This window comes from Pseudomonas sp. sp1636, assembly GCF_030376615.1.
GTDB lineage: Bacteria > Pseudomonadota > Gammaproteobacteria > Pseudomonadales > Pseudomonadaceae > Aquipseudomonas.
The window spans coordinates 36,344-57,008 of record NZ_JARRAB010000003.1 but is presented as its reverse complement, the minus strand read 5'-3'; the positions used below and the strand labels follow the sequence as shown (position 1 = coordinate 57,008).

General features: G+C 64.9%; 23 protein-coding genes. 9 read left to right on the top strand and 14 right to left on the bottom strand.

The window, feature by feature from the left end; all coding sequences use genetic code 11:
- The first annotated feature begins 16 nt into the window (after positions 1 to 16).
- The 3 genes from P8H27_RS03775 to trxA all read left to right on the top strand — a co-directional run bounded on the left by P8H27_RS03775 (position 17) and on the right by trxA (position 2,107).
- Complete coding sequence (locus tag P8H27_RS03775; protein ID WP_289635590.1) at positions 17 to 466, top strand: YbaY family lipoprotein; 450 nt, start codon at positions 17 to 19, stop codon at positions 464 to 466.
- Entirely contained in the window at positions 463 to 1,173 is a 711-nt protein-coding gene (locus tag P8H27_RS03770; protein WP_289635310.1) for a methyltransferase, read from the top strand. The genes P8H27_RS03775 and P8H27_RS03770 overlap by 4 nt, the downstream gene beginning before the upstream one ends.
- Before the next feature lie 61 nt (positions 1,174 to 1,234).
- Entirely contained in the window at positions 1,235 to 2,107 is an 873-nt protein-coding gene (gene trxA, locus P8H27_RS03765; protein ID WP_289635308.1) for a thioredoxin, read from the top strand.
- A 29-nt stretch (positions 2,108 to 2,136) separates the two neighbouring features.
- On the opposite strand, the gene P8H27_RS03760 is transcribed toward trxA, so the two are convergent.
- A complete protein-coding gene (locus P8H27_RS03760) occupies positions 2,137 to 2,487 on the bottom strand; it encodes a hypothetical protein (protein WP_289635306.1) in 351 nt (116 codons plus the stop codon).
- 125 nt (positions 2,488 to 2,612) lie between these two features.
- Here P8H27_RS03760 and P8H27_RS03755 point away from each other — a divergent pair, with 125 nt between their 5' ends.
- From P8H27_RS03755 to P8H27_RS03740, 4 genes are read left to right on the top strand one after another with little or no spacing between them, the layout of a single operon-like run.
- A complete protein-coding gene (locus P8H27_RS03755) occupies positions 2,613 to 3,206 on the top strand; it encodes a DUF2796 domain-containing protein (protein ID WP_289635304.1) in 594 nt (197 codons plus the stop codon).
- A 47-nt stretch (positions 3,207 to 3,253) separates the two neighbouring features.
- Positions 3,254 to 3,964: an ABC transporter ATP-binding protein gene (locus P8H27_RS03750; protein WP_289635303.1), complete on the top strand. Its 711-nt coding sequence runs from the start codon at positions 3,254 to 3,256 to the stop codon at positions 3,962 to 3,964.
- A 2-nt stretch (positions 3,965 to 3,966) separates the two neighbouring features.
- On the top strand, positions 3,967 to 5,232 hold the full coding sequence (locus P8H27_RS03745) for an FtsX-like permease family protein (RefSeq protein WP_289635302.1): 1,266 nt from the start codon (positions 3,967 to 3,969) through the stop codon (positions 5,230 to 5,232).
- 11 nt (positions 5,233 to 5,243) lie between these two features.
- Positions 5,244 to 5,768 carry a DUF3299 domain-containing protein gene (locus P8H27_RS03740; RefSeq protein WP_289635301.1) on the top strand — a complete coding sequence of 175 codons (525 nt, stop codon included), beginning with the start codon at positions 5,244 to 5,246 and terminating at the stop codon, positions 5,766 to 5,768.
- 95 nt (positions 5,769 to 5,863) lie between these two features.
- Here P8H27_RS03740 and P8H27_RS03735 read toward each other — a convergent pair whose 3' ends face one another.
- The 7 genes from P8H27_RS03735 to P8H27_RS03705 all read right to left on the bottom strand — a co-directional run bounded on the left by P8H27_RS03735 (position 5,864) and on the right by P8H27_RS03705 (position 11,030).
- Positions 5,864 to 6,961, bottom strand: coding sequence for a lipopolysaccharide assembly protein LapB (locus P8H27_RS03735; protein WP_289635300.1), 1,098 nt, complete (start codon positions 6,959 to 6,961; stop codon positions 5,864 to 5,866).
- A 1-nt stretch (position 6,962) separates the two neighbouring features.
- Positions 6,963 to 7,646: a TonB family protein gene (locus P8H27_RS03730; RefSeq protein WP_289635299.1), complete on the bottom strand. Its 684-nt coding sequence runs from the start codon at positions 7,644 to 7,646 to the stop codon at positions 6,963 to 6,965.
- Positions 7,646 to 8,056, bottom strand: coding sequence for a biopolymer transporter ExbD (locus P8H27_RS03725; RefSeq protein WP_289635297.1), 411 nt, complete (start codon positions 8,054 to 8,056; stop codon positions 7,646 to 7,648). Before P8H27_RS03725 ends, P8H27_RS03730 begins: the two co-directional genes overlap by 1 nt.
- Before the next feature lie 11 nt (positions 8,057 to 8,067).
- Positions 8,068 to 8,553: a MotA/TolQ/ExbB proton channel family protein gene (locus tag P8H27_RS03720; protein ID WP_289635589.1), complete on the bottom strand. Its 486-nt coding sequence runs from the start codon at positions 8,551 to 8,553 to the stop codon at positions 8,068 to 8,070.
- A gap of 55 nt (positions 8,554 to 8,608) precedes the next feature.
- The gene (locus P8H27_RS03715) at positions 8,609 to 9,958 is read right to left on the bottom strand and encodes a MotA/TolQ/ExbB proton channel family protein (protein WP_289635295.1); all 1,350 of its coding nucleotides are present in this window, start codon (positions 9,956 to 9,958) and stop codon (positions 8,609 to 8,611) included.
- Positions 9,955 to 10,728 carry a DUF3450 domain-containing protein gene (locus P8H27_RS03710; protein ID WP_289635293.1) on the bottom strand — a complete coding sequence of 258 codons (774 nt, stop codon included), beginning with the start codon at positions 10,726 to 10,728 and terminating at the stop codon, positions 9,955 to 9,957. The genes P8H27_RS03715 and P8H27_RS03710 overlap by 4 nt, the downstream gene beginning before the upstream one ends.
- Positions 10,729 to 10,868: 140 nt before the next feature.
- A complete protein-coding gene (locus P8H27_RS03705; RefSeq protein ID WP_289635291.1) occupies positions 10,869 to 11,030 on the bottom strand; it encodes a hypothetical protein in 162 nt (53 codons plus the stop codon).
- A gap of 82 nt (positions 11,031 to 11,112) precedes the next feature.
- Here P8H27_RS03705 and P8H27_RS03700 point away from each other — a divergent pair, with 82 nt between their 5' ends.
- Entirely contained in the window at positions 11,113 to 11,799 is a 687-nt protein-coding gene (locus tag P8H27_RS03700) for an OmpW family protein (protein ID WP_289635289.1), read from the top strand.
- Positions 11,800 to 11,856: 57 nt separating this feature from the next.
- Here P8H27_RS03700 and P8H27_RS03695 read toward each other — a convergent pair whose 3' ends face one another.
- Genes P8H27_RS03695 through P8H27_RS03680 form a run of 4 tightly spaced genes read right to left on the bottom strand, consistent with a single transcriptional unit; the run spans position 11,857 to position 15,586 of the window.
- Positions 11,857 to 12,789 (bottom strand): NAD-dependent epimerase/dehydratase family protein, encoded by a 933-nt coding sequence (locus tag P8H27_RS03695; protein WP_289635287.1) that lies wholly within the window; start codon positions 12,787 to 12,789, stop codon positions 11,857 to 11,859.
- Positions 12,782 to 13,666 carry a sugar nucleotide-binding protein gene (locus P8H27_RS03690; protein ID WP_289635285.1) on the bottom strand — a complete coding sequence of 295 codons (885 nt, stop codon included), beginning with the start codon at positions 13,664 to 13,666 and terminating at the stop codon, positions 12,782 to 12,784. The genes P8H27_RS03695 and P8H27_RS03690 overlap by 8 nt, the downstream gene beginning before the upstream one ends.
- Positions 13,667 to 13,688: 22 nt before the next feature.
- Complete coding sequence (locus P8H27_RS03685) at positions 13,689 to 14,180, bottom strand: single-stranded DNA-binding protein (RefSeq protein ID WP_289635284.1); 492 nt, start codon at positions 14,178 to 14,180, stop codon at positions 13,689 to 13,691.
- Between the two features lie 17 nt (positions 14,181 to 14,197).
- A complete protein-coding gene (locus P8H27_RS03680; RefSeq protein ID WP_289635283.1) occupies positions 14,198 to 15,586 on the bottom strand; it encodes an MFS transporter in 1,389 nt (462 codons plus the stop codon).
- Between the two features lie 134 nt (positions 15,587 to 15,720).
- Between P8H27_RS03680 and uvrA the strand changes: the two genes are divergently transcribed.
- Complete coding sequence (uvrA, locus tag P8H27_RS03675) at positions 15,721 to 18,555, top strand: excinuclease ABC subunit UvrA (RefSeq protein ID WP_289635281.1); 2,835 nt, start codon at positions 15,721 to 15,723, stop codon at positions 18,553 to 18,555.
- A 66-nt stretch (positions 18,556 to 18,621) separates the two neighbouring features.
- Here the strand turns inward: uvrA and bfr are convergent, their stop codons facing one another.
- Both bfr and P8H27_RS03665 read right to left on the bottom strand, forming a co-directional pair.
- Positions 18,622 to 19,086 (bottom strand): bacterioferritin, encoded by a 465-nt coding sequence (gene bfr / locus P8H27_RS03670; protein WP_289635280.1) that lies wholly within the window; start codon positions 19,084 to 19,086, stop codon positions 18,622 to 18,624.
- Positions 19,087 to 19,202: 116 nt separating this feature from the next.
- Positions 19,203 to 20,648, bottom strand: a complete 1,446-nt coding sequence (locus P8H27_RS03665; RefSeq protein WP_289635279.1) for a catalase — start codon at positions 20,646 to 20,648, stop codon at positions 19,203 to 19,205.
- Positions 20,649 to 20,665: the final 17 nt, after the last annotated feature.

The window sequence follows — 20,665 nt, the reverse complement described above, 5'->3', positions numbered from 1 at the left end:
TACCACTTAGATGAACATTGCCATGCGACTGCTCGCCGCGCTTGCCCTGGCCGGACTGCTCGCGGCCTGCGCGGGCAAACCCGCCTTGGCGCCGCAACCGCCGTCCACGCCTGCGTCTGCCGCAAGCATCGAGGCGGCGCCCGTGCCCCTGCCGGCCCACCTGCGCGAACTCAGCGGCAGCCTGCTCGGCGTGCCCAGCGATGGCGAAGTCGAACTGGCCCTGCTGCTGATCAATGCGCGCGGCTTGCCGCAAGGCCTGCTGGGCAATATTCAACTGACCGGCAGCGGCGCGCCCCTGCCCTTTCGCCTGCCCTTCAACCCCCAGGCCTTCATCTCCGGCACCCGGGTCGAGCTGCGCGGCCGGGTCAATCGAGCCGGCCGGCTGATCCTGCGCCTGCCGCCGCTGCCGATTCGCCACAGCGGCAACCAGCACCTCGGGGAATTGCGGCTGGTGCCGGCGCCATGAGCACCATTGCCACCCTGCAAGCGGCGCTGAGCGAGTTGCTCGGCGACGCCAGGCTGATGGCCGAGCCATTGCCCGGCACCGCGCTGAAACTCTGGCTGATCGATGCGGCCAATATGACGCGGGCCTTCAACCCGGAGGAAACCCGGCGCATTCTCGAAGACCCGCCCTATTGGTGCTTCTGCTGGGCCAGCGGCCTGGCGCTGGCGCGCTGGCTGGCCGAGCGCCCGCAGTGGGTGCGCGGCAAGCGCGTGCTGGATTTCGGTGCCGGCTCCGGCGTCGCGGCGATTGCCGCGGCCAAGGCCGGCGCCCTCGAAGTGGTGGCCTGCGACCTCGACCCACTGGCCCTGGCCGCCTGCCAGGCCAATGCCGCACTGAATGGCGTGGAGCTGAGTTACTCCGCGGACTTCTTCGCCGAGACCGACCGCTTCGACCTGATCCTGATCGCCGACGTGCTCTACGACCGCGCCAACCTGCCGCTGCTCGACCAGTTCCTCAGCCGCGGCCAGCAGGCACTGGTCGCCGACTCGCGGGTGCGCAACTTCCAACATCCGCTGTATCGGCGCCTTGGCCTGATGGCCGCCTGCACCTGGCCGGATCTGGCCGAACCCGCCGAGTTCCGTCAGGTCAGCCTGTATCACGCCCAGCGGCCTGAGCCGCCAGCGCATCGGCCCATGAGCGCCCCGCCGGCAGCAGGCTTGTTACTCTGACTTGCAGCTTCTGGCGTGAAGCTTGAAGCTATGGTTTTTCCACTGACCGAAAGCCCATTCCATGAGCGACTCTCCTTATATTTTTGATATCGCCGGCAGCGCCAGTTTCGAACAGTCGGTGATCGAGAACTCCTTCCAAAAACCCGTGCTGGTGGACTTCTGGGCCGAGTGGTGCGCACCCTGCAAGGCGCTGATGCCGCTGTTGGCGCAGATCACCGAAGGCTACCGGGGCGAGCTGCTGCTGGCCAAGGTCAACTGCGACATCGAACAGGAGATAGTCGCGCGCTTCGGCATCCGCAGCCTGCCCACCGTGGTGCTGTTCAAGAATGGCCAGCCGGTCGACGGCTTCTCCGGCGCGCAACCGGAATCGGCGATCCGTGAAATGCTCAAACCTCACGTTGCCGAACCGGCTCCGGCGGCCGCCGACCCACTGGAAAGCGCCCAGGCGCTGTTTGCCGAAGGCCGTATTGGCGATGCCGAAGCGCTACTCAAAGAACTGCTCGGCGAGAACAGCGAGAATGCCCTGGGGCTGATCCTCTATGCCCGCTGCCTGGCCGAACGTGGCGAATTGGCCGAAGCCGAGAGCGTACTCAATGCAGTACAAGGCGATGAGCACAAGCAGGCCCTGGCCGGGGCTCGCGCGCAACTGACCTTCCTGCGTCAGGCCGCCGACCTGCCGGAAGTCGCCAGCCTGAAAACCCGCTTGGCGCAAAATGCCGAAGACGAGGAAGCGGCCTACCAACTGGCGATCCAGCAACTGGCACGCCAGCACTACGAACCGGCGCTGGACGCCCTGCTCAAGCTGTTCACGCGCAACCGCAATTACGCCGACGGTCTACCGCACAAGACCCTGCTGCAAGTCTTCGACCTGCTCGGCAACCAGCACCCGCTGGTCACGACTTACCGGCGCAAGCTGTACCAGGCGATCTACTGAGCGCACAGTAGGCTGGGCTTCGGCCCAGCCTACTGTGCACCTATCCAGCGATAGAGCGGCGCATCCGCGGCCGTTTCCATGCGCACCTGCGGACAATGGCGCAGGCGCACCAGCAGGCGCTTGCCCGCCGCCTCGCTACCCGCCAACCCGGCCAACTGAGCGAGCAGTTGCGGCCCTTCGATCTGTCCGGCCTGGCGCAGCAACTCTAGCGCGGTCTGCCACAACGCATCGTTTGCCGGCACGCTCGCGGCAGGCGCTGCAGCCGCAACCGGCGGATCCGCCAAGGTGACGTGCTGCGCCAACTGCGCCCAATCCTGCGCATCCAGCTCTACAGTCAGATCCACCGGCCAAGCGCCGATCTGTCCACGAATTCGCACCATCAACCTGCCCTCATCTAATCGGCCACCATGCTCCCACGCGCACAGCGAAGCGCCAAGCGCGACTAGCCACGCCCATGATAAAGTTGTTATAACGTAACAATAAATTATCGTGACTGGAGAACGCCATGCGTCGCCTGCTACTCGCCCTGCCGCTTGCCCTGCTACCCATCGCCGCTGCCGAGGCCGCCGAACACGCGCATGAGCACGCCGAGCATCAACACGAACACGCCGAACATGGCAGCCTGGACGCCCATGAGCACGGCGCAGCGCAGCTCAACGTGGTGCTCGACGGCAAGGCATTGGAACTGCAACTGGAAAGCCCCGCCATGAACCTGCTGGGCTTTGAACATGCGCCCAAGAGCGACGCCGACAAAGCCAAGGTCGCAGCCGTCCATCAGCAGCTGGAACAACCGCACACCCTGTTCGGCTTGAGCACAGGCGATTGCACTGTCACCACGCAAGAACTGGAAAGCCCACTGTTCGCCGGACATATCGACGCGCATGAACATGAGCACGAAACCTCACATAAAGGCGAACACAGTGACATCGACGCCCACTACAGCCTCACCTGCAGCAAGCCTGACGCGCTGCAGCAGCTTGATTTGCACGCGCTGTTCGAGCGCTTCCCCGCCACCGAGAAAATTCAGGTACAACTGATCGGCCCCAGCGGCCAGCAGGGCGTCGAGCTGACCGCCGCCGACCCCACGCTGAATTTTTAATCACCCCATTCGCCGCAGAACGGCCGGGGCAACCCGGCCGCTACCTTATGAGTCCAGCCCTGATCCACCTGTCCAACCTCGGTTTCGCCTGGCCCGGCCAGGCGCAGTTGCTGGACATCCCCAGTTTCACCCTGGCGCGCGGCGAAAGCCTGTTTCTCAAGGGTCCCAGCGGCAGCGGCAAGACCACCCTGCTCGGCCTGCTCGGCGGCGTGCAAACGCCCAGCCGCGGCAGCATCCGCCTGCTCGACCAGGAGCTGAGTGCGCTCTCGGCCGGCACCCGCGATCGCTTCCGGGTCGACCACACCGGCTATATCTTCCAGCAGTTCAACCTGCTGCCGTTTCTCTCGGTGCGCGAGAACGTCGAACTGCCCTGCCATTTCTCCAGGCTGCGCGCCAGGCGCGCCATCCAGCGCCACGGCAGCATCGACCAGGCCGCCGCCACCTTGCTCGCCCACCTCGGTTTGCAAGAGCCGAGATTGCTCGAACGCCGCGCCGACGAACTGTCCATCGGCCAGCAGCAACGGGTCGCCGCGGCCCGCGCGCTGATCGGCCAGCCGGAGCTGGTGATCGCCGACGAGCCGACTTCGGCGCTGGACTGTGACGCCCGCGAGGCCTTCCTCCAACTGCTGTTCGCCGAATGCCGCGAAGCCGGCGCCAGCCTGCTGTTCGTCAGCCACGACCAGAGCCTGGCGCACCTGTTCGACCGCAGCCTGGCGCTGGCCGAACTGAATCGCGCCGCCACCGCCACGGAGGTCTGAAGGTGTACCTATTACGTCTGGCCCAGGCCAGTTTGACCAACCGCCGCTTCACCGCGTGGCTCACCGTCTTCGCCATCGCCTTGTCGGTGTGTCTGTTGTTGGCCGTCGAGCGGGTGCGCAGCGAAGCCCGCGCCAGCTTCGCCAATACCATCAGCGGCACCGACCTGATCGTCGGCGCGCGCTCCGGCTCGGTCAACCTGCTGCTGTACTCGGTATTCCGCATCGGCAATGCCACCAACAACATTCGCTGGGACAGCTTCGAGCACTTCGCCGCACACCGCCAGGTCAAATGGGCGATCCCCATCTCCCTCGGCGACTCGCACCGCGGCTACCGGGTGATGGGCACCAGCACGGCCTATTTCGAGCACTACCGCTATGGCCGCGGCCAGCCCTTGAGCCTGAGCCAGGGCCGCGCCTTCGCCGACGACCCGTTCGAGGTGGTGCTCGGCGCCGAGGTGGCCGAGGCGCTGGACTACCGCCTCGGCGACCAGTTGGTACTGGCCCACGGCGTGGCGACCATCAGCCTGCTCAAGCACGACGACAAACCCTTTCGCGTGGTCGGCATCCTGGCGCGCAGCGGCACCCCGGTGGACCGCACCCTGCACATCTCCCTGGCCGGCATGCAGGCGCTGCACATCGACTGGCAGAACGGCATGCCCGCGCGCGGCGCCGGCCAGGTCTCGGCCGAACAGGCACGCGCCCTGCCACTGCAACCCGAAGCAATCACCGCTGTGCTACTGGGCCTGAACAGCAAGATCGCCACCTTCAGCCTGCAACGCGAGATCAACCAGTTTCGCGGCGAACCGCTGCTGGCGATCCTCCCCGGCGTCGCCCTACAGGAGCTGTGGGGCCTGATGGGCACGGCGGAAAAAGCCTTGTTCGTGGTCTCGCTGTTCGTCGTCCTGACCGGGCTGATCGGCATGCTCACCGCCATTCTCACCAGCCTCAACGAACGCCGGCGGGAGATGGCGATCCTGCGCTCGGTCGGCGCCCGCCCTTGGCATATCGCCAGCCTGCTGATCCTCGAAGCCTTCGCCCTGGCCCTGGCCGGGGTGCTGCTGGGCCTGTTGCTGCTGTATCTCGGCATCGCCGGGGCGCAGGGCCAGGTGCAGGCCCACTACGGCCTGTATCTGCCGCTGAATGCACCCTCGCCCTATGAGTGGTCGCTGCTCGGCGCTATTCTCGCTGCCGCCCTGTTGATGGGCTGCATCCCGGCCTGGCGCGCCTATCGGCAATCGCTGAGCGACGGCCTGTCGATTCGTTTATGAGGCAAGCGCACATGTCCCGCCCGCTACTCGCCAGCCTGCTGCTCGCCCTCGCCGCCTCGGTGAGCGCCGGCGAGGTGCGTGAACTGACCTGGTTCGAACTGATTCCCGCCGATGCGCCCGCGCCAGTGATGCAAAGCGCACCGCTGCATGACCTGGCGCAACTGGCCGACGCGCTGGCGGCCGAAGCAGCGCCCGCAGCCACGCAACAATCACCCCGCGCGCCGGTGGTCGAGGCCCTGGACGGCCAGGCGGTCAAGTTGCCCGGTTATATAGTGCCGCTGGATGTCAGCGACGAAGGCCGCGTCAGCGAGTTCCTGCTGGTGCCCTACTTCGGCGCCTGCATCCATGTGCCGCCACCGCCGTCGAACCAGATCGTGCATGTCACCAGCGAGCTGGGCGTGCGGTTGGATGCGCTCTATCAGCCGTTCTGGATCGAAGGCGCGCTGCGGGTCGAACAGAGCAGCAGCGAACTGGCCGAGGCCGGCTACCGGATGCAGGCGGACAAGATCTACGCCTACGAATTGCCGGACAGCTGAGCGTTTCGGTTCGTAGGGTGCGCCGCGTAAGCCAACACCGCGCAACAGCATTCCGGCATCGCCGGCCGTCAACCTGCACGACTCCCGGCGCCAACCTAGCCGGCGCTGGCCAACCGCCTCTCCCGCTCGAAACTCAGCTCGCTTTCCGCCCACTGGCGCCAGGCGCGCACCTGACGGCGTTCGGCACCGGCGCGTTCGGCCTTGGCCAGGGCATCCAGCCCGGCCTGCCAACGCGCCTGTTCCAGCTCCAGCTGGGCCAGGTTCAGCCAATGCTTGGCACTGCCCGAACGCCCCGCCAGTTCGCGGTAGATGCGCGCCGCCGCGGCGCGCTCGCGGGCCTGCCACCAGAGCAGAGCCAGGCGCTCTTCACGAGCGCCAGTGCGTGGCAGCAGACCCTGCTCGAGCAGGCCGGTAAGCAGCTTGGCGCCTTGCCAGGGCTGCTCGGCCGCGCCGGCCAACAACACCAGGTTGTCCAATTCGACTTCGCTGAAGCGCAGGCCTTTGCTGTGCGCGGTACGCAGGGTCGCCAGCGCCTTGTCGTGAGCACCGCTCAACTGCTGCAAGGCGGCCAGCTGGCGCCAGTGCTGGACAGCATTGGGCTGACGGCCGAGCAACTGGTGCTGCCAGCGCTCGGCGGCGGAATAACGCTTGAGGTCGGCATTCACCGCGACGAGGAACTGCAACCAGCTGTCGGCGGCCCGCGGGTTGGCCCGCACATAACGCTCGGCCAACGGCAGCGCCTTGGCCGGCTGTTGCAAGCCCTGGTAGGCCTGCACCAGCAGCTGCAGCTGCTCTTCGCCCGCCTTGGCCTGCTGCGGCGCCAGCAGGGCGACGACCTGGGCGTAACGGCGTTCGAGCAGATTGAGCTTGGCCAGATTCAGTTGCTCGCCGGCCTGCGTTTCGGCATCCAGCTTGCCGCTGCGCAACGCCTTGTCGAGCAACTCGATGGCCGTGACATTCTGCCCTTCGGCCCAGGCCAGGTAACCGCGACTGCGCCACAGCAAGGCCTGTTCCAGGCTATCCGGCTTGGCCTTGACTGCAGCCAGCGCCCGCTTGGCCGCCGGATAGTCACCTTGCTGCTGGGCTGCTTGCGCCGCATTCAGGGCACGGAATACGCCCGGTTCGACGCTTTGCCCGGCGGCCTGCACGGCAGCAGCGGTGCAGAGCATCACTAACAGCAATAGACGATGCATCTCAACGGCCTCCCTCAAGACGGAAGTACAGGGTCTTCACCGCTTCACGGGCTACCGCCAGGCCGCTCTCGGTGCGCGGGGCGAAGCGCCAACGCGCGGCGGCGCGGCGCGCTTCGCGCTCGAACACGTTCTGCGGGCTGGCTTCGATCACCCGGATATTCTCCACCGCACCGGCGCGAGTGATGGTGAACGCCAGCTTGATGTGGCCTTCGATACCGCGCTGCAAGGCGTAGCGCGGATAGTCCGGACTGACATCGTTGAGCGGCATCACTTCGCTTTCCGGGCCGCCGGGCTGGCCAGCGGACTCGCTTGGCGCGGCGGCGCTGGGGGCCGTGGCGCCCGGGCTCAGGCCGCTCAAACTCGGGGTCGGCGCGCTATTGACGGCGATGCCGCTGCTCAGGCTCGGCAGCTGCAAGTCCAGCGCCGGCAGGTTGGCACTCGGGGTGGCGGCTACCGGGGTGGGCGGCGTCGGCGCTTGCGGGCTTTGCGGTTGCGGCGGCTGCGGCGCCTGCTGGCGGGTGCGCGTCGCGGTGTCGCTCGCGTTGCCATCGAGGCGCACGAAGTTGGCCACCGTCAGCGGCTCGTCGGAGGGCTGGCTGCGCGGCGGCGCGACCATGTACAGCATCAGCGCGAACAACGCCAAGACCATCAGGCAGGCGCCGAGAAAGGCCAGCGGCACGCGCATCAAAGCGCTCCCGCAGTGGCAGCCAGGGCGACGTCCTGTACCCCGGCCAAGCGCGCCTGATCCATCACCTGCACCACCAGGCCGGTGCGCGCATCCTGATCGGCCTGCACCACCACGGCGCCGTCCGGCTGGTCGACGCGCATGCGTTCGACATGGGCACGCACGCTGCGCACATCGACGACTTTCTTGTCCATCCACACCTGGCCGTCGGCGGTGACGGCAATCAGGATATTGCCCTTGTCCTGCGCGCTGGCGGTTTGCGCCTGCGGGCGTTGCACGTCGACACCGGACTCCTTGATGAAGGAGCTGGTGACGATAAAGAAAATCAGCATGATGAAGACCACATCGAGCATCGGCGTCAGGTCGATGCCGGTGTCTTCGTCTTGCTGATGGTGACGGCGCATTCTCATGTTTTGCAGCCTCAGTCGTGGCGCAGCTGGTTGGCCAGCCGCTCGAGAGCCCGGCGTGCATCGCGTTCGAGGCGCGCCAGGCTGAACAATCCGCTAATCGCCAGCACCATGCCGGCCATGGTCGGCAGGGTCGCCTGCCAAACACCTGCGGCCATGCCGCGCGGGTTGCCGGTGCCGTTGATGGCCAGCACGTCGAACACCGCAACCATGCCGCTGACGGTGCCGAGCAAACCGAGCAACGGGTACATCGCCACCAGGGTCTTGCTCAGGCGCAGCGGCCCGAGCAACTGTTGCCGCGCCTGTGCCAGCCAAGCGACGCGCACCGCGCGCTGCCAGTTGCCCGCGTCGTTTTGCAGCAGTTGCTGCCAGGCCTGGCGCCGCTCGCGCCCCCACTGCGGGAAGACCCGACGCACGTACCAGAAACGCTCGAACACCAGGGTCCAGAACAGCACGCAGAGCCCGGCCAGCGCCCACATCACCACGCCGCCGGCAATCATGAAGTCGAGCAGCGCGTGACTGCTGTCGAGCAGCCGCAGCCATAAGCCGAGCCAATCAGTCACGACGCGGCGTCCCGGACAGGTGCAGGGCGATCAGGCCGGCACTTTGCTGTTCGAGCAACTGGATCAGCCCCTTGCTGCGGCTGGCCAGCAGGCTGTGCAGGAACAGCAGCGGAATCGCCACCACCAGCCCCAGCACCGTGGTCACCAACGCCTGGGAAATCCCCTCGGCCATCAGCCGCGAATCGCCGCCACCGCCCTGGGTAATGGCCTGGAAGGTGACGATCATGCCGGTCACAGTGCCGAGCAGGCCGAGCAGCGGCGCCACCGCGCAGAGCAGTTTGAGCAGGCTCTGGCCTTTTTCCAACGGCGGGGTTTCCTGCAGGATCGCCTCGTCGAGCTTCAGCTCCAGGGTGTCCAGGTCGGCCAGCTGCGGTTGCGGCCCCAGCACGCCGATCACCCGCCCCAGTGGGTTGTCGTCTCGCGGCGCGCTGAGGTCGTGCATCTGCGTGCTGACGCCACGGCTCATACGCGCCAGGAAGAGCATGCGCCAGAGCGCCAGGAGCAGACCGAACGCGCCCAACGCGACTATCACCCAACCGACCAGCCCCCCCTGTTGCAGGCGATCCCACAGGCTCGGTTGGCGCTGCAGTTGTGCTAACAGCGTGCCGCGACTGGGGTCGATGGGCAGGCTGGCGAGCGCTGCGCCAGCCTGCAGGTAATTCTCGACCTGACCCATCCCGGACGGCTGCCGCGGTGGCGCCAGCAGCTCGCCGGCGTCGGCGTCATAACGCAAATAGGCATCCTCGCTATACGCCGAGAACGTCCCGACCCGCAGCACTGCCTGCTGATTCCGCGTGCCATCGGCGGCCACCACCGGCAATTGCAACTGTTCGACCCGCCCGCTGGCCGCGAGGTCTTCCAGCAGCAGCATCCAATAACCATCGAGATCCGCGGCGGACGGCAGGGTACGCCTCTCGGCCAGCGCCTTGAGCCGCGGCAAACGCTCGGGATACTGCGCATTGAGCAGGCTGTCCTGCCATTGCCCGGCGACATCGCCGGCGCTCTGGCGCACCACGCCGAACAACTCGCCCAGATGGCCGACGCGCTGGGCGAGAAGTTTTTCCTGTTCGGCCAGTTCGGCCTCCTGGCGATCGAACTCGGCTTTCAAGCGCTCGGCGCGGGCTTTCTGCGTGTGCAAGGCCGCGTTGGCACTGGCCAGCAACTGCGCCCGCTCGCCACGCTCGGCGACAAACGCCTGCTCGCGATGCTGCATCGCCGTGACTTCGGCGGCGCGCTCGCTGCGAATGCGTTGCAGCAGCTGGTCAGGGCTGAGCGGTGCGGCGGCACTGGCAATTGCCGGCAGCAACGCCAGGGTCATGATGGCGAATACACGACGGCTCATTGGGCGGCCTCCTGGGCCAGGGTTTTCAGCGGGAGATCGAGCAGGGCCGGGGCCTGCTCCTGACGGGCGATGGCGATGGCCTGGCGCAACGGCCGTCGGGCGCTGCCATCGAGCGTTTCCCAACTGCGGCTTTGCGGGTTCCACCAGCCACTTTCATGGCCGTCGAGGGTCTGGAAGTACAGCATCACCCGGCCGAGACGGAGAAACTCGACGCTGCGCGACGCGGCGCCCTCGACCGGCAGTTCGCCACGCCAGGCCTCCAGGGTGCGACCGTAATCGCTCTCGACCTGATAGGCCTCGAGAATGCGCCGGTACTTTTCCGCCAGGCTGACATCGGCCCGCGGCAGCAGATCCTGCAACTGGGCCAGGCGGTCGCTACGCTCATCCGGCAGGAACGGCAGGTCGGCGGCGATGAACTCGCCGAGCACCTCGACCATCCGGCGCATCTGCGGGGTCACCGCTTCCTGGGTGCGCTCGATGCCGTCCAGCTGCTCTTGATAACCGGCCAGCTCCTTGCGCTGGGCGGCAACCAGCTCTTGCAGCTGCAGGTTATAGCCTTGCAACGCCTCGGCCTGCTGCAAGGCCGCGCGATATTCGCCGAGCATCTCGCGACTGGCATCGTCGAGCTGCTCGATACGCGCCTGAGACGCCTTGGCGTCTGCGGCCAGGCGCTGGCTCTCATCCAACGCGGCGTCCAGGGATGTCGCCATAAGCGGAGTACTGGCCAAGACCAGCGTAACCGCCAGCCAGCGCGTCGACACGAGGGGCATTAGGAATTCCTTAATAAGGCCAATATCTAAAGAGAAGCATTATCAACTGCGAACAAAGCATTCGGCAACTCCAGACGGATAAATACCCGGCGACAGCGTGGCAAGTGCCGATCCCTTGCGAGGCTGGAAGCAAGTTTCCATTACGCAGCGCCATTGTCAAAACCTGCACCGACCGACACACCGCGACCAAATACCGCAGCCTGCACGCCCAACATCCCGCCATCGCGCACCAGCCGGGCGCTGGACAGGACGAAGCCGAGCTGCGCCGGGGCAATACCCACATGATTAGAAAGCCAATTCATTGAGCTGGGTCAAAACTCGATTTACTTAGCCCCCTAACATTGCCGCCAGCCCAACTAACTGATGACTCGACCGGAGCTCACCATGCGCAAGTCCCTGTTCGCTCTTTCCATCCTGGCCACCGCATTGGCCGCCCCCCTTGCCCAGGCTCACCAGCCGGGCGATATCATCGTGCGCGCCGGCGCGATCACCGTCGATCCGCACGAAAGCAGCAGCGACATCTGGGTAGGCGCCCTGAATACCGACGTGGCCGGCACCAAGGCCACGCTGAACAGCGACACCCAACTGGGCCTGACCGGCACCTATATGTTCACCAACCACGTCGGCCTCGAACTGCTGGCGGCCACGCCGTTCAGCCATGATGTCGGGGTTAAAGGCATGCCCGGTGGCTTTGCCGGCTTGAATGGCAAGCTGGGCGAACTCAAGCACCTGCCGCCAACCCTGAGCGTCGTCTACTACCCGCTCGACAGCGCCTCCGCCTTCCAGCCCTATGCGGGCCTGGGCATCAACTACACCTGGTTCTTCGACGACAAGCTGAGCAGCGAAGCCGAAGGCAAAGGCTTCAGCGGCCTGGACATGAAAGATTCCTGGGGGCTGGCGGCCCAACTGGGCATGGACTACCAGTTGAGCGACACCATCATGCTCAACGCCAGCCTGCGTTACATCGACATCGACACCACCGGCACCACCACCTACGGCGGCGAGAAGGTCAAGGTCGATGTGGATGTCGATCCGCTGGTCTACATGGTCGGCCTCGGCTACAAGTTCTAAGGCAAACCGCCGCCCACAAAAAAACCGGCTCAGCGCCGGTTTTTTTGTCGATACAGATCAGCCTTGGCCCAACAGCCTGCGCAAACCCTCACGCATCGAGGTCGCAGGCGGCAGTTGGTAACCATCCTGCAAGCGCTGGTTATTCGCCCGCGAATGACGAATATCGCCGGGCCGCGCCGCCTGATACTCCACCGCCGGCAAGCCGCCACACAGACTGCCGATTTCGGCCAGCAGCTGGTTGAGGCTGACGGCCCGATTCCAGCCGACATTCACCGCGCCCGCGACAACCCGCGGCATCTCCAGTGCCTGGGTCAGCAGCGCCAGCAGATCGCCGATATAGAAGAAATCGCGGGTCTGCTCGCCATCGCCGAACACCCGGATCGGCAACCCCTGCTGCGCTCGCTGGGTGAAGATGCTGATCACCCCGGAATACGGCGAGGACGGATCCTGGCGCGGGCCGAAAATATTGAAGAAGCGAAAAATCGCCGGCTCCAGGCCGTGCTGACGGCGATAGAAGTCCAGGTACTGTTCGCTGGCCAGCTTGTCGGCGGCGTAAGGGGTCAGCGGCGCCTTGGCGGTTTCTTCATCGATCGCCTGGCCTTCGCCGTTGTTGCCGTAGACCGCCGCACTGGAGGCGTAGACCACCCGCTTGAGCCCATGCCGGCGCATGGCCTCGCAGACGTTGAGAGTGCCGACGAAGTTGCTCTGGTGCGTGCTCACCGGATCGTCCACCGAGGCTTGCACCGAAGCCACCGCGGCCAAATGCACCACGGCCGCACAGCCAGCCACGGCCCGATCGACCAGAACCGCATCGGCCACATCGCCTTCGAGCAAACACAGCCGCGGGTTGTCCAGCGGCAGGTTGGCGCGCTTGCCCATCGATAAATTGTCCAGTATGCGCACCGCATGGCCTTGCGCCAGCAGCACGTCAACCAAGTGCGAACCGATGAAGCCGGCGCCGCCGGTAATCAAGATAGGTGCATCAGACATGACGATAGTAGCGATCCAGTAGGCTCGGCAACCCTGAGCGCCAGGCGCGCGGCTTGATGCCGAAGGTATGCAGGATTTTCTTGCAGGCCAACACCGCGTGTTGCGGCTCCTCGGTAGCATCCGGGCGCGCGGCATGGGCCTGCGCCGTGATGTCTTCGATCAGGTTGCTGCGAAAGTTACGCGCCTCGCTCAACACCGCCTGGCCCAAGGCCTGCGCGGTGGTGGCCTCGTGGCCGCCATAGTGGAACGTACCCCATAACGGCGTCTGGCAATCGAGCTGCTTGAGCACGGCGAGAATCACCCGCGCGGCATCGTCCACCGGGGTGGGATTACCGCGCCTATCATCGGCGAGCACGATGCTTTCATCCCGCTCGGCACGCACCAGGAAACGTCCGAGCTGGCCGTTCGTACTCTCGTCCAGCAGCCAGCCGAAACGCAGCAACACATGTCGCGGGCACACCGCGCGCACGCTCTGCTCGAGACGCCACAAGGTCTGGCCGCGAACGCCCAAGGGCACGGGCTCTTCCTTTTCGCTGTAGGCGGTGACCCGCGAACCATCGAACACCCGGTAACTGGACGGCTGCAGCAGGCGAATCTCATGATGCCGACAAAGTTCGGCAAGCCGCTCGACTGCCCGTTCCTGGATAGTCAGACGCGCCTCGCTCACCTCTTCGGCCTGAAACCAGTCGAAGTAATAGGCCAGATTGACCAGCGCATCGGGGCGGGTCTCATCCAGCAGATGGGTCAGGCTGGCGGCGTCCCAGCCGGTTTCCGGCGGGCGTGGTGCGAGGAAGCCGATGTCTTCCTCGGCACCAAGACGGATCAGCGCTTGCCCCAGGGCATTGCCGCCGCCCAACAGCATTAGGCGCATACGCATAATAGAACGCGGACTCGGTTGGTCAGAACGGGATGTCGTCGTCGAAGCTGTCGAAATCCTGCGCCGGCTTGGCCGGTTGCTGCGGAGCCGGACGCGGCGCCTGCTGCTGTTCGCGCGGCTGCGGCGCCGGGCGCTGCTGACGCGGCGCGGAATCACCACCGGCGTTATCCGGGCGGCCGCCGAGCAGTTGCATGGTGCCCTGCATGTCGACGATGACCTCGGTGGTGTAGCGCTTCACGCCATCCTTTTCCCACTCGCGAGTCTGCAGCTTGCCTTCGATATACACCTGCGAACCCTTGCGCAGGTATTCGCCGGCGATTTCGGCGACCTTGCCGAACAGCGACACGCGGTGCCACTCGGTTTTCTCGACCTTCTGGCCGGTCTGCTTGTCGGTCCACTGCTCGCTGGTGGCGAGGCTCAGGTTGGTGACTGCGTTGCCGCTGGGCAGATAACGCGTTTCCGGATCCTGTCCGCAGGTACCGACCAGAATGACTTTGTTAACCCCACGGGCCATAACGTTCTCCTAGGCTTTCAGCATGCCGCCGGCGCCGGCTCGATCAGGCGCTCCAGGGACATGCGATCCAATTGTTGGGTATCCACTTTGATATAAATGGCGGCTTCATCAGGCACCACCACGGCATCCGCCACTCCGGGCACAGCCTGTAAACGCTCGGCCAGCCCCGCTTCTTGCAAGGCCGCGGCCGAGAGCGGCAGGCGCAGGCTGGTGACATAAGGCGGTTCGCGCATAGTAACAGCAAAGCCCAGCCAGAGCAGAGCCATGGCGGCGCAACCGAGGAACACCCCCGACAGGCTGTAATGCTGATACAGCCAACCGCCGAGAATGCCGCCCAGCGCCGCGCCGAGGAACTGGCTGGTGGAGTACACCCCCATCGCCGTGCCCTTGCCGCCTGCCGGCGCGACCTTGCTGATCAGCGACGGCAGCGAGGCTTCCAGCAGATTGAACGCGGTAAAAAACACCACGGTGCCCAGCACCAGCGCACGCAGGCTGCTGCCGAACTGCCAGAAGTACAGCTCACAGACCAGCAGTACCGCCACGGCGCCGAGCAATACCTGCTTCATTCGGCGTTGCTTCTCGGCATAGATGATAAACGGCAGCATGCCGAAGAAGCCGATCAGCAGCGCGGTCAGGTACACCCACCAGTGCTCTTCCTTGGGCAAGCCGCCCTGCTCCACCAACGCCAACGGCAAGGCGATGAAACTGGCCATCAGAATCGCGTGCAGGGCCAGGATGCCGAAGTCCAGGCGCAACAGGTCGGCATGTTTCAAGGTCGGCAACAACGCCTGGCGGGCGACGCCGGACTCACGGTGCTGCAGCGGCCCGGCAGCGCGCGGCACCACCCCGGCGACGATGACGATGCCGAGCAAGGCCATGGCGGCGGTGACCAGAAACAATCCAGACAAGCCGAAGGCACGGGTCAGCAGCGGCCCGACCACCATGGCCACGGCGAAGGACAGACCGATACTCATGCCGATCAAGGCCATGGCCTTGGTGCGGTGTTGTTCTCGGGTCAGGTCGGAGAGCAGCGCCATCACCGCGGCGGAAATCGCCCCGGCGCCCTGTAGCACGCGGCCGGCGATAACGCCCCAGATCGAGTCGGCATTAGCGGCCAACAGACTGCCGGCGGCGAAAATCAGCAAGCCGACATAGATCACCGGACGCCGGCCGATGCGGTCGGAGAGCATGCCGAAGGGGATTTGCAAGAATGCCTGGGTCAGGCCATAGGCGCCGATGGCCAGGCCGATCAAGGCCGGGGTGCTGTCCTGCAGCGCCATGCCGTAGGTCGCCAGCACCGGCAAGACCATGAACATGCCGAGCATACGAAAGGCAAACACCAGCGCCAGCCCGCCTGCCGCCCGGGTTTCACCACCGCTCATGCGCTCGCGGTAAGGATCGTGCATGGAAAATGCCCCATCAAAATAGGCGCCGATTCTAACAGTCCCGCACGATGCGGCACAGCCGTCACGCTTTGCCGCGCCGCGCCGCAGGGCCGTATACTCGCTGGTTTTCCGCCCGCCATGCGAGGCCGCTGTTTGTGGACAAGATTCTGATCCGGGGTGCCCGCACCCATAACCTGAAAAACATCGACCTGTGCCTGCCGCGCGACAAGCTGATCGTGATCACCGGCCTGTCCGGTTCCGGCAAGTCCTCGCTGGCCTTCGACACCCTCTACGCCGAGGGCCAGCGGCGTTACGTGGAGTCGCTGTCGGCCTATGCCCGGCAGTTCCTGTCGATGATGGAAAAGCCCGACGTCGACACCATCGAAGGCCTGTCGCCGGCGATTTCCATCGAGCAGAAGTCCACCTCGCACAACCCGCGCTCCACCGTCGGCACCATCACCGAGATCTACGACTACCTGCGCCTGCTGTATGCCCGCGCCGGCATTCCGCGCTGCCCGGATCACGACCTGCCGCTGGAGGCGCAGACCGTCAGCCAGATGGTCGACCAGGTGCTGGCCCTGCCGGAGGGCAGCAAGCTGATGCTGCTGGCTCCGGTGATTCGCGAGCGCAAGGGCGAACACCTGGCGGTGTTCGACGAACTGCGCGCCCAGGGCTTCGTCCGGGTGCGGGTCAACGGCAAGATTTACGAGCTGGACGAGTTGCCCAAGCTGGATAAACAGAAGAAGCACAGCATCGACGCCGTGGTCGACCGTTTCAAGGCCCGCGGCGACCTGCAGCAGCGCTTGGCCGAATCCTTCGAAACCGCGCTCAAGTTGGCCGACGGCTTGGCCCTGATTGCGCCGATGGAAGGCGAAACCGGTGCAGAGATCATCTTCTCCGCGCGCTTCGCCTGCCCGCTGTGCGGCCACTCGATCAGCGAACTGGAGCCCAAGCTGTTCTCCTTCAACAACCCGGCCGGCGCCTGCCCGACCTGCGATGGACTGGGCGTCAAGCAATTCTTCGACACCAAGCGCCTGATCAACGGCGAGATGACCCTGGCCGAAGGCGCGATCCGCGGCTGGGATCGACGCAACGTCTACTACTTCCAGATGCTCGGCTCGCTGGCCGCGCACTACGGTTTCAGCCTGGAAATCCCCTTCGACGAGCTGGCTGCCGAACATCAGAAATGCATCCTGTTCGGCAGCGGCACGCAGAGCGTCGACTTCAAATACCTGAATGATCGGGGCGATATCGTCAAACGTGCGCACCCCTTCGAAGGCATAGTGCCGAACCTGGAAAGGCGCTACCGCGAGACCGAATCGGCCAGCGTGCGCGAAGAGCTGGCCAAGTTCCTCAGCACCCAGGCCTGCCAGGACTGCCGCGGCACCCGCCTGCGCCGTGAGGCGCGGCATGTCTGGGTCGGCGAAAAAACCCTGCCGGCGGTCAGCGGCCTGCCCATCGGCGATGCCACCGAGTACTTCGCCAGCCTGGCGTTGCCCGGCCGGCGCGGCGAGATCGCCGAGAAGATCCTCAAGGAGATCCGCGAACGCCTGCAGTTTCTGGTCAACGTCGGCCTCGATTACCTGACCCTGGATCGCAGCGCCGACACCCTGTCCGGCGGCGAAGCCCAGCGCATCCGCCTGGCCAGCCAGATCGGCGCCGGCCTGGTCGGGGTGATGTATATCCTCGACGAACCGAGCATCGGCCTGCACCAGCGCGACAACGAGCGCCTGCTCGGCACCCTGCGCCACCTGCGCGATATCGGCAACACGGTGATCGTGGTCGAGCACGACGAAGACGCCATTCGCATGGCCGACTACGTGGTCGATATCGGCCCAGGTGCCGGCGTGCATGGCGGCCAGATCGTCGCCCAGGGCACCGCGGCCGAAGTCATGGCCCACCCCGACTCACTGACCGGCAAGTACCTGTCCGGGCGGGTGAAGATCGCGGTGCCGGCCCAGCGCACGCCACGGAACAACAAGCTCGCGCTGAAAATCAAGGGCGCGCGCGGCAACAACCTGCGCAACGTCGACCTGAATATCCCGATTGGCCTGCTGACCTGCGTCACCGGCGTGTCCGGCTCGGGCAAGTCGACCCTGATCAACAACACCCTCTATCCCCTCAGCGCCACCGCGCTGAACGGCGCGACGACGCTGGAAGCCGCCGCCCACGACAGCATCGACGGCCTGCAGCACCTGGACAAGGTGGTGGACATCGACCAGAGCCCGATCGGCCGCACCCCGCGCTCCAACCCGGCGACCTACACCGGCCTGTTCACCCCGATCCGCGAGCTGTTCGCCGGCGTACCGGAATCGCGCTCGCGCGGTTACGGCCCGGGGCGCTTCTCCTTCAACGTCAAGGGCGGGCGTTGCGAGGCCTGTCAGGGTGACGGCTTGATCAAGGTGGAGATGCACTTCCTGCCGGACATCTATGTGCCTTGCGATGTGTGCAAGAGCAAACGCTACAACCGCGAAACCCTGGAAGTGAAGTACAAGGGCAAGAACATTACCGAAGTGCTGGACATGACCATCGAGGAAGCGCGGCAGTTCTTCGATGCCGTGCCGGCCCTGGCGCGCAAGCTGCAAACCCTGATGGATGTGGGCCTGTCCTATATCAAGCTGGGGCAGAGCGCGACCACCCTGTCCGGCGGCGAGGCGCAGCGGGTCAAGCTGAGCCGTGAGCTGTCCAAGCGCGACACCGGCAAGACCCTGTATATCCTCGATGAACCGACCACCGGCCTGCACTTCGCCGACATCCAGCAGTTGCTCGACGTGCTGCACCGCCTGCGCGACCACGGCAACACCGTGGTGGTGATCGAGCACAACCTGGATGTGATCAAGACCGCCGACTGGCTGGTCGACCTCGGCCCGGAGGGCGGCTCCAAGGGCGGACAGATCATCGCCACCGGCACCCCGGAGGAAGTCGCCGCAATGCCGCAATCGCACACCGGGCACTTCCTCAAACCGCTGCTGGAACGGGATCGGGCGTAGAACACAGCGACAAGCGCTAAGCCTCGAGCGAATCATGCGCCCCGGCTTATCGCTTGTCGCTGAAACCTACATCTGCGCTTGCAGGTAATTCTCCAGGCCCAGTTTGTCGATCAAGCCGAGCTGAATCTCCAACCAATAGGCGTGGTCTTCCTCGGTGTCCTTGAGCTGCGCCTGGAGGATGTCACGGCTTGGGTAATCCTGATGGCGCTCGCACAATTCGATGCCCTTGCTCAATGCCGCACGCACCTGATATTCCACGGCCAGGTCGAGCTTGAACATCTCCGGCACGCTCTGGCCGAAGGTGAAGCTGTCCGGCGTCATATCGGGCAAGCCTTCGAGAAACAGGATGCGCCTGAGCAACGCATCGGCATGCTGGGTCTCTTCTTCCATTTCATGGTTGATCCGCTCGTACAGCTTGCTGAAGCCCCAGTCCTCATACAGCCGCGAATGGATAAAGTACTGATCGCGTGCCGCCAGCTCGCCTTTGAGCAGCATTTTCAAATAGTCGATAACTTCAGCGTGGCCTTTCATCAGGCAAGTCCTTAAGCAAAGCGCATAAACAGGCGTACATGCTCGTCGCTCACGACGCCGGGGTCAAGCGCAAGGCCAAGCGCCTCCAATCCAGCAGACGCTTGGTTTAACGCTGGTTACTGCGCCGCTTTCAGGGCGGCGCGCACACCGTTGCCGTAGTCCGGGTGCACCCTGTCGAAGTGCGCCAACTGCCGGTCGATGATGAACTGCGGCACGCCGCCCATGGCAGCGGCAATATTGCCGAACAGCCGCTGCTTCTGCGCCGCGTCGAACAACTCGAACAGCGCTCGCGGCTGGACGTAATCGTCATTAGCCAAACGGTGGTCGTGACGGTCGGCGTCGCCATCCAGCGACAACGGCGGCTCGGCATACTGCGGGGCCTGGGCCGGGCCGTTGAAACTGTTCGGTTCATAGAAGGCATCCGGATTCGGGTTGCCCTCGAAAAAGCGCAGCGAGCCATCCTTGTGGTAATGATTCACCGGGCACTTCGGCGCATTCACCGGCAAGGCCTCGTAGTGCGTGCCCAGACGGTAACGGTGCGCATCGGCGTAGCTGAAGATGCGCGCCTGCAACATCTTGTCCGGCGAGAAACCAATGCCCGGGATGATGTTGGATGGCGAGAATGCGGCCTGCTCGATCTCGGCGAAGTAGTTGTCCGGGTTGCGATTGAGCTCGACAGTGCCCACCTCGATCAACGGGAACTCGCCATGCGGCCAGACCTTGGTCAAGTCGAATGGATTGTAGCTGGTGTGCCTGGCCTGCTCCTCGGTCATCACCTGGATACACATGCGCCATTTCGGAAAGTCGCCTTTCTCGATGCTGCCAAACAAGTCTTCCTGGGTTGACTCGCGGGTGCGGCCAACCACTTCGGCCGCCTCTGCGTTGCTCCAGTGCTTGTGGCCCTGCTGCGTCTTGAAGTGGAACTTGACCCACACCCGCTGATTGTCGGCGTTGAGCATGCTGTAGGTATGCGAACCATAGCCGTTGATATGACGCACCCCGGTGGGCAGACCGCGATCCGACATCAGGATGGTCACCTGGTGCAGCGACTCAGGCGACAGCGACCAAAAATCCCACATCGCCGTTGGCGAGCGCAGATTGCTGCGCGGATGGCGTTTCTGCGTGTGGATAAAGTCGGGGAATTTCAGCGGGTCGCGGACGAAGAACACCGGAGTGTTGTTGCCCACCAGATCCCAGTTGCCTTCCTCGCTGTAAAACTTCAAGGAGAAGCCGCGCACATCACGCTCGGCATCCGCCGCGCCCATCTCGCCAGCCACCGTGGAGAAACGTGCAACCAGCTCGGTTTTCTTGCCCAGCGGGCTGAACAGCTTGGCCTTGGTGTACCTGGAAATATCGTTGGTGATGGTCAGGGTGCCAAATGCCCCCCAGCCCTTGGCATGCACCACGCGCTCAGGAATGCGCTCGCGGTTCTGGTGCGCGAGCTTCTCGATCAGTTGGTAGTCTTGCAACAGCAGCGGGCCGCGAGGGCCAGCGCTTAGAGAGTTTTGGTTATCGGCAATCGGATTGCCGGCCGTGGTCGTTAGGGTAGGTTTCTGGCTCATAGGTGCTCTCCATATCA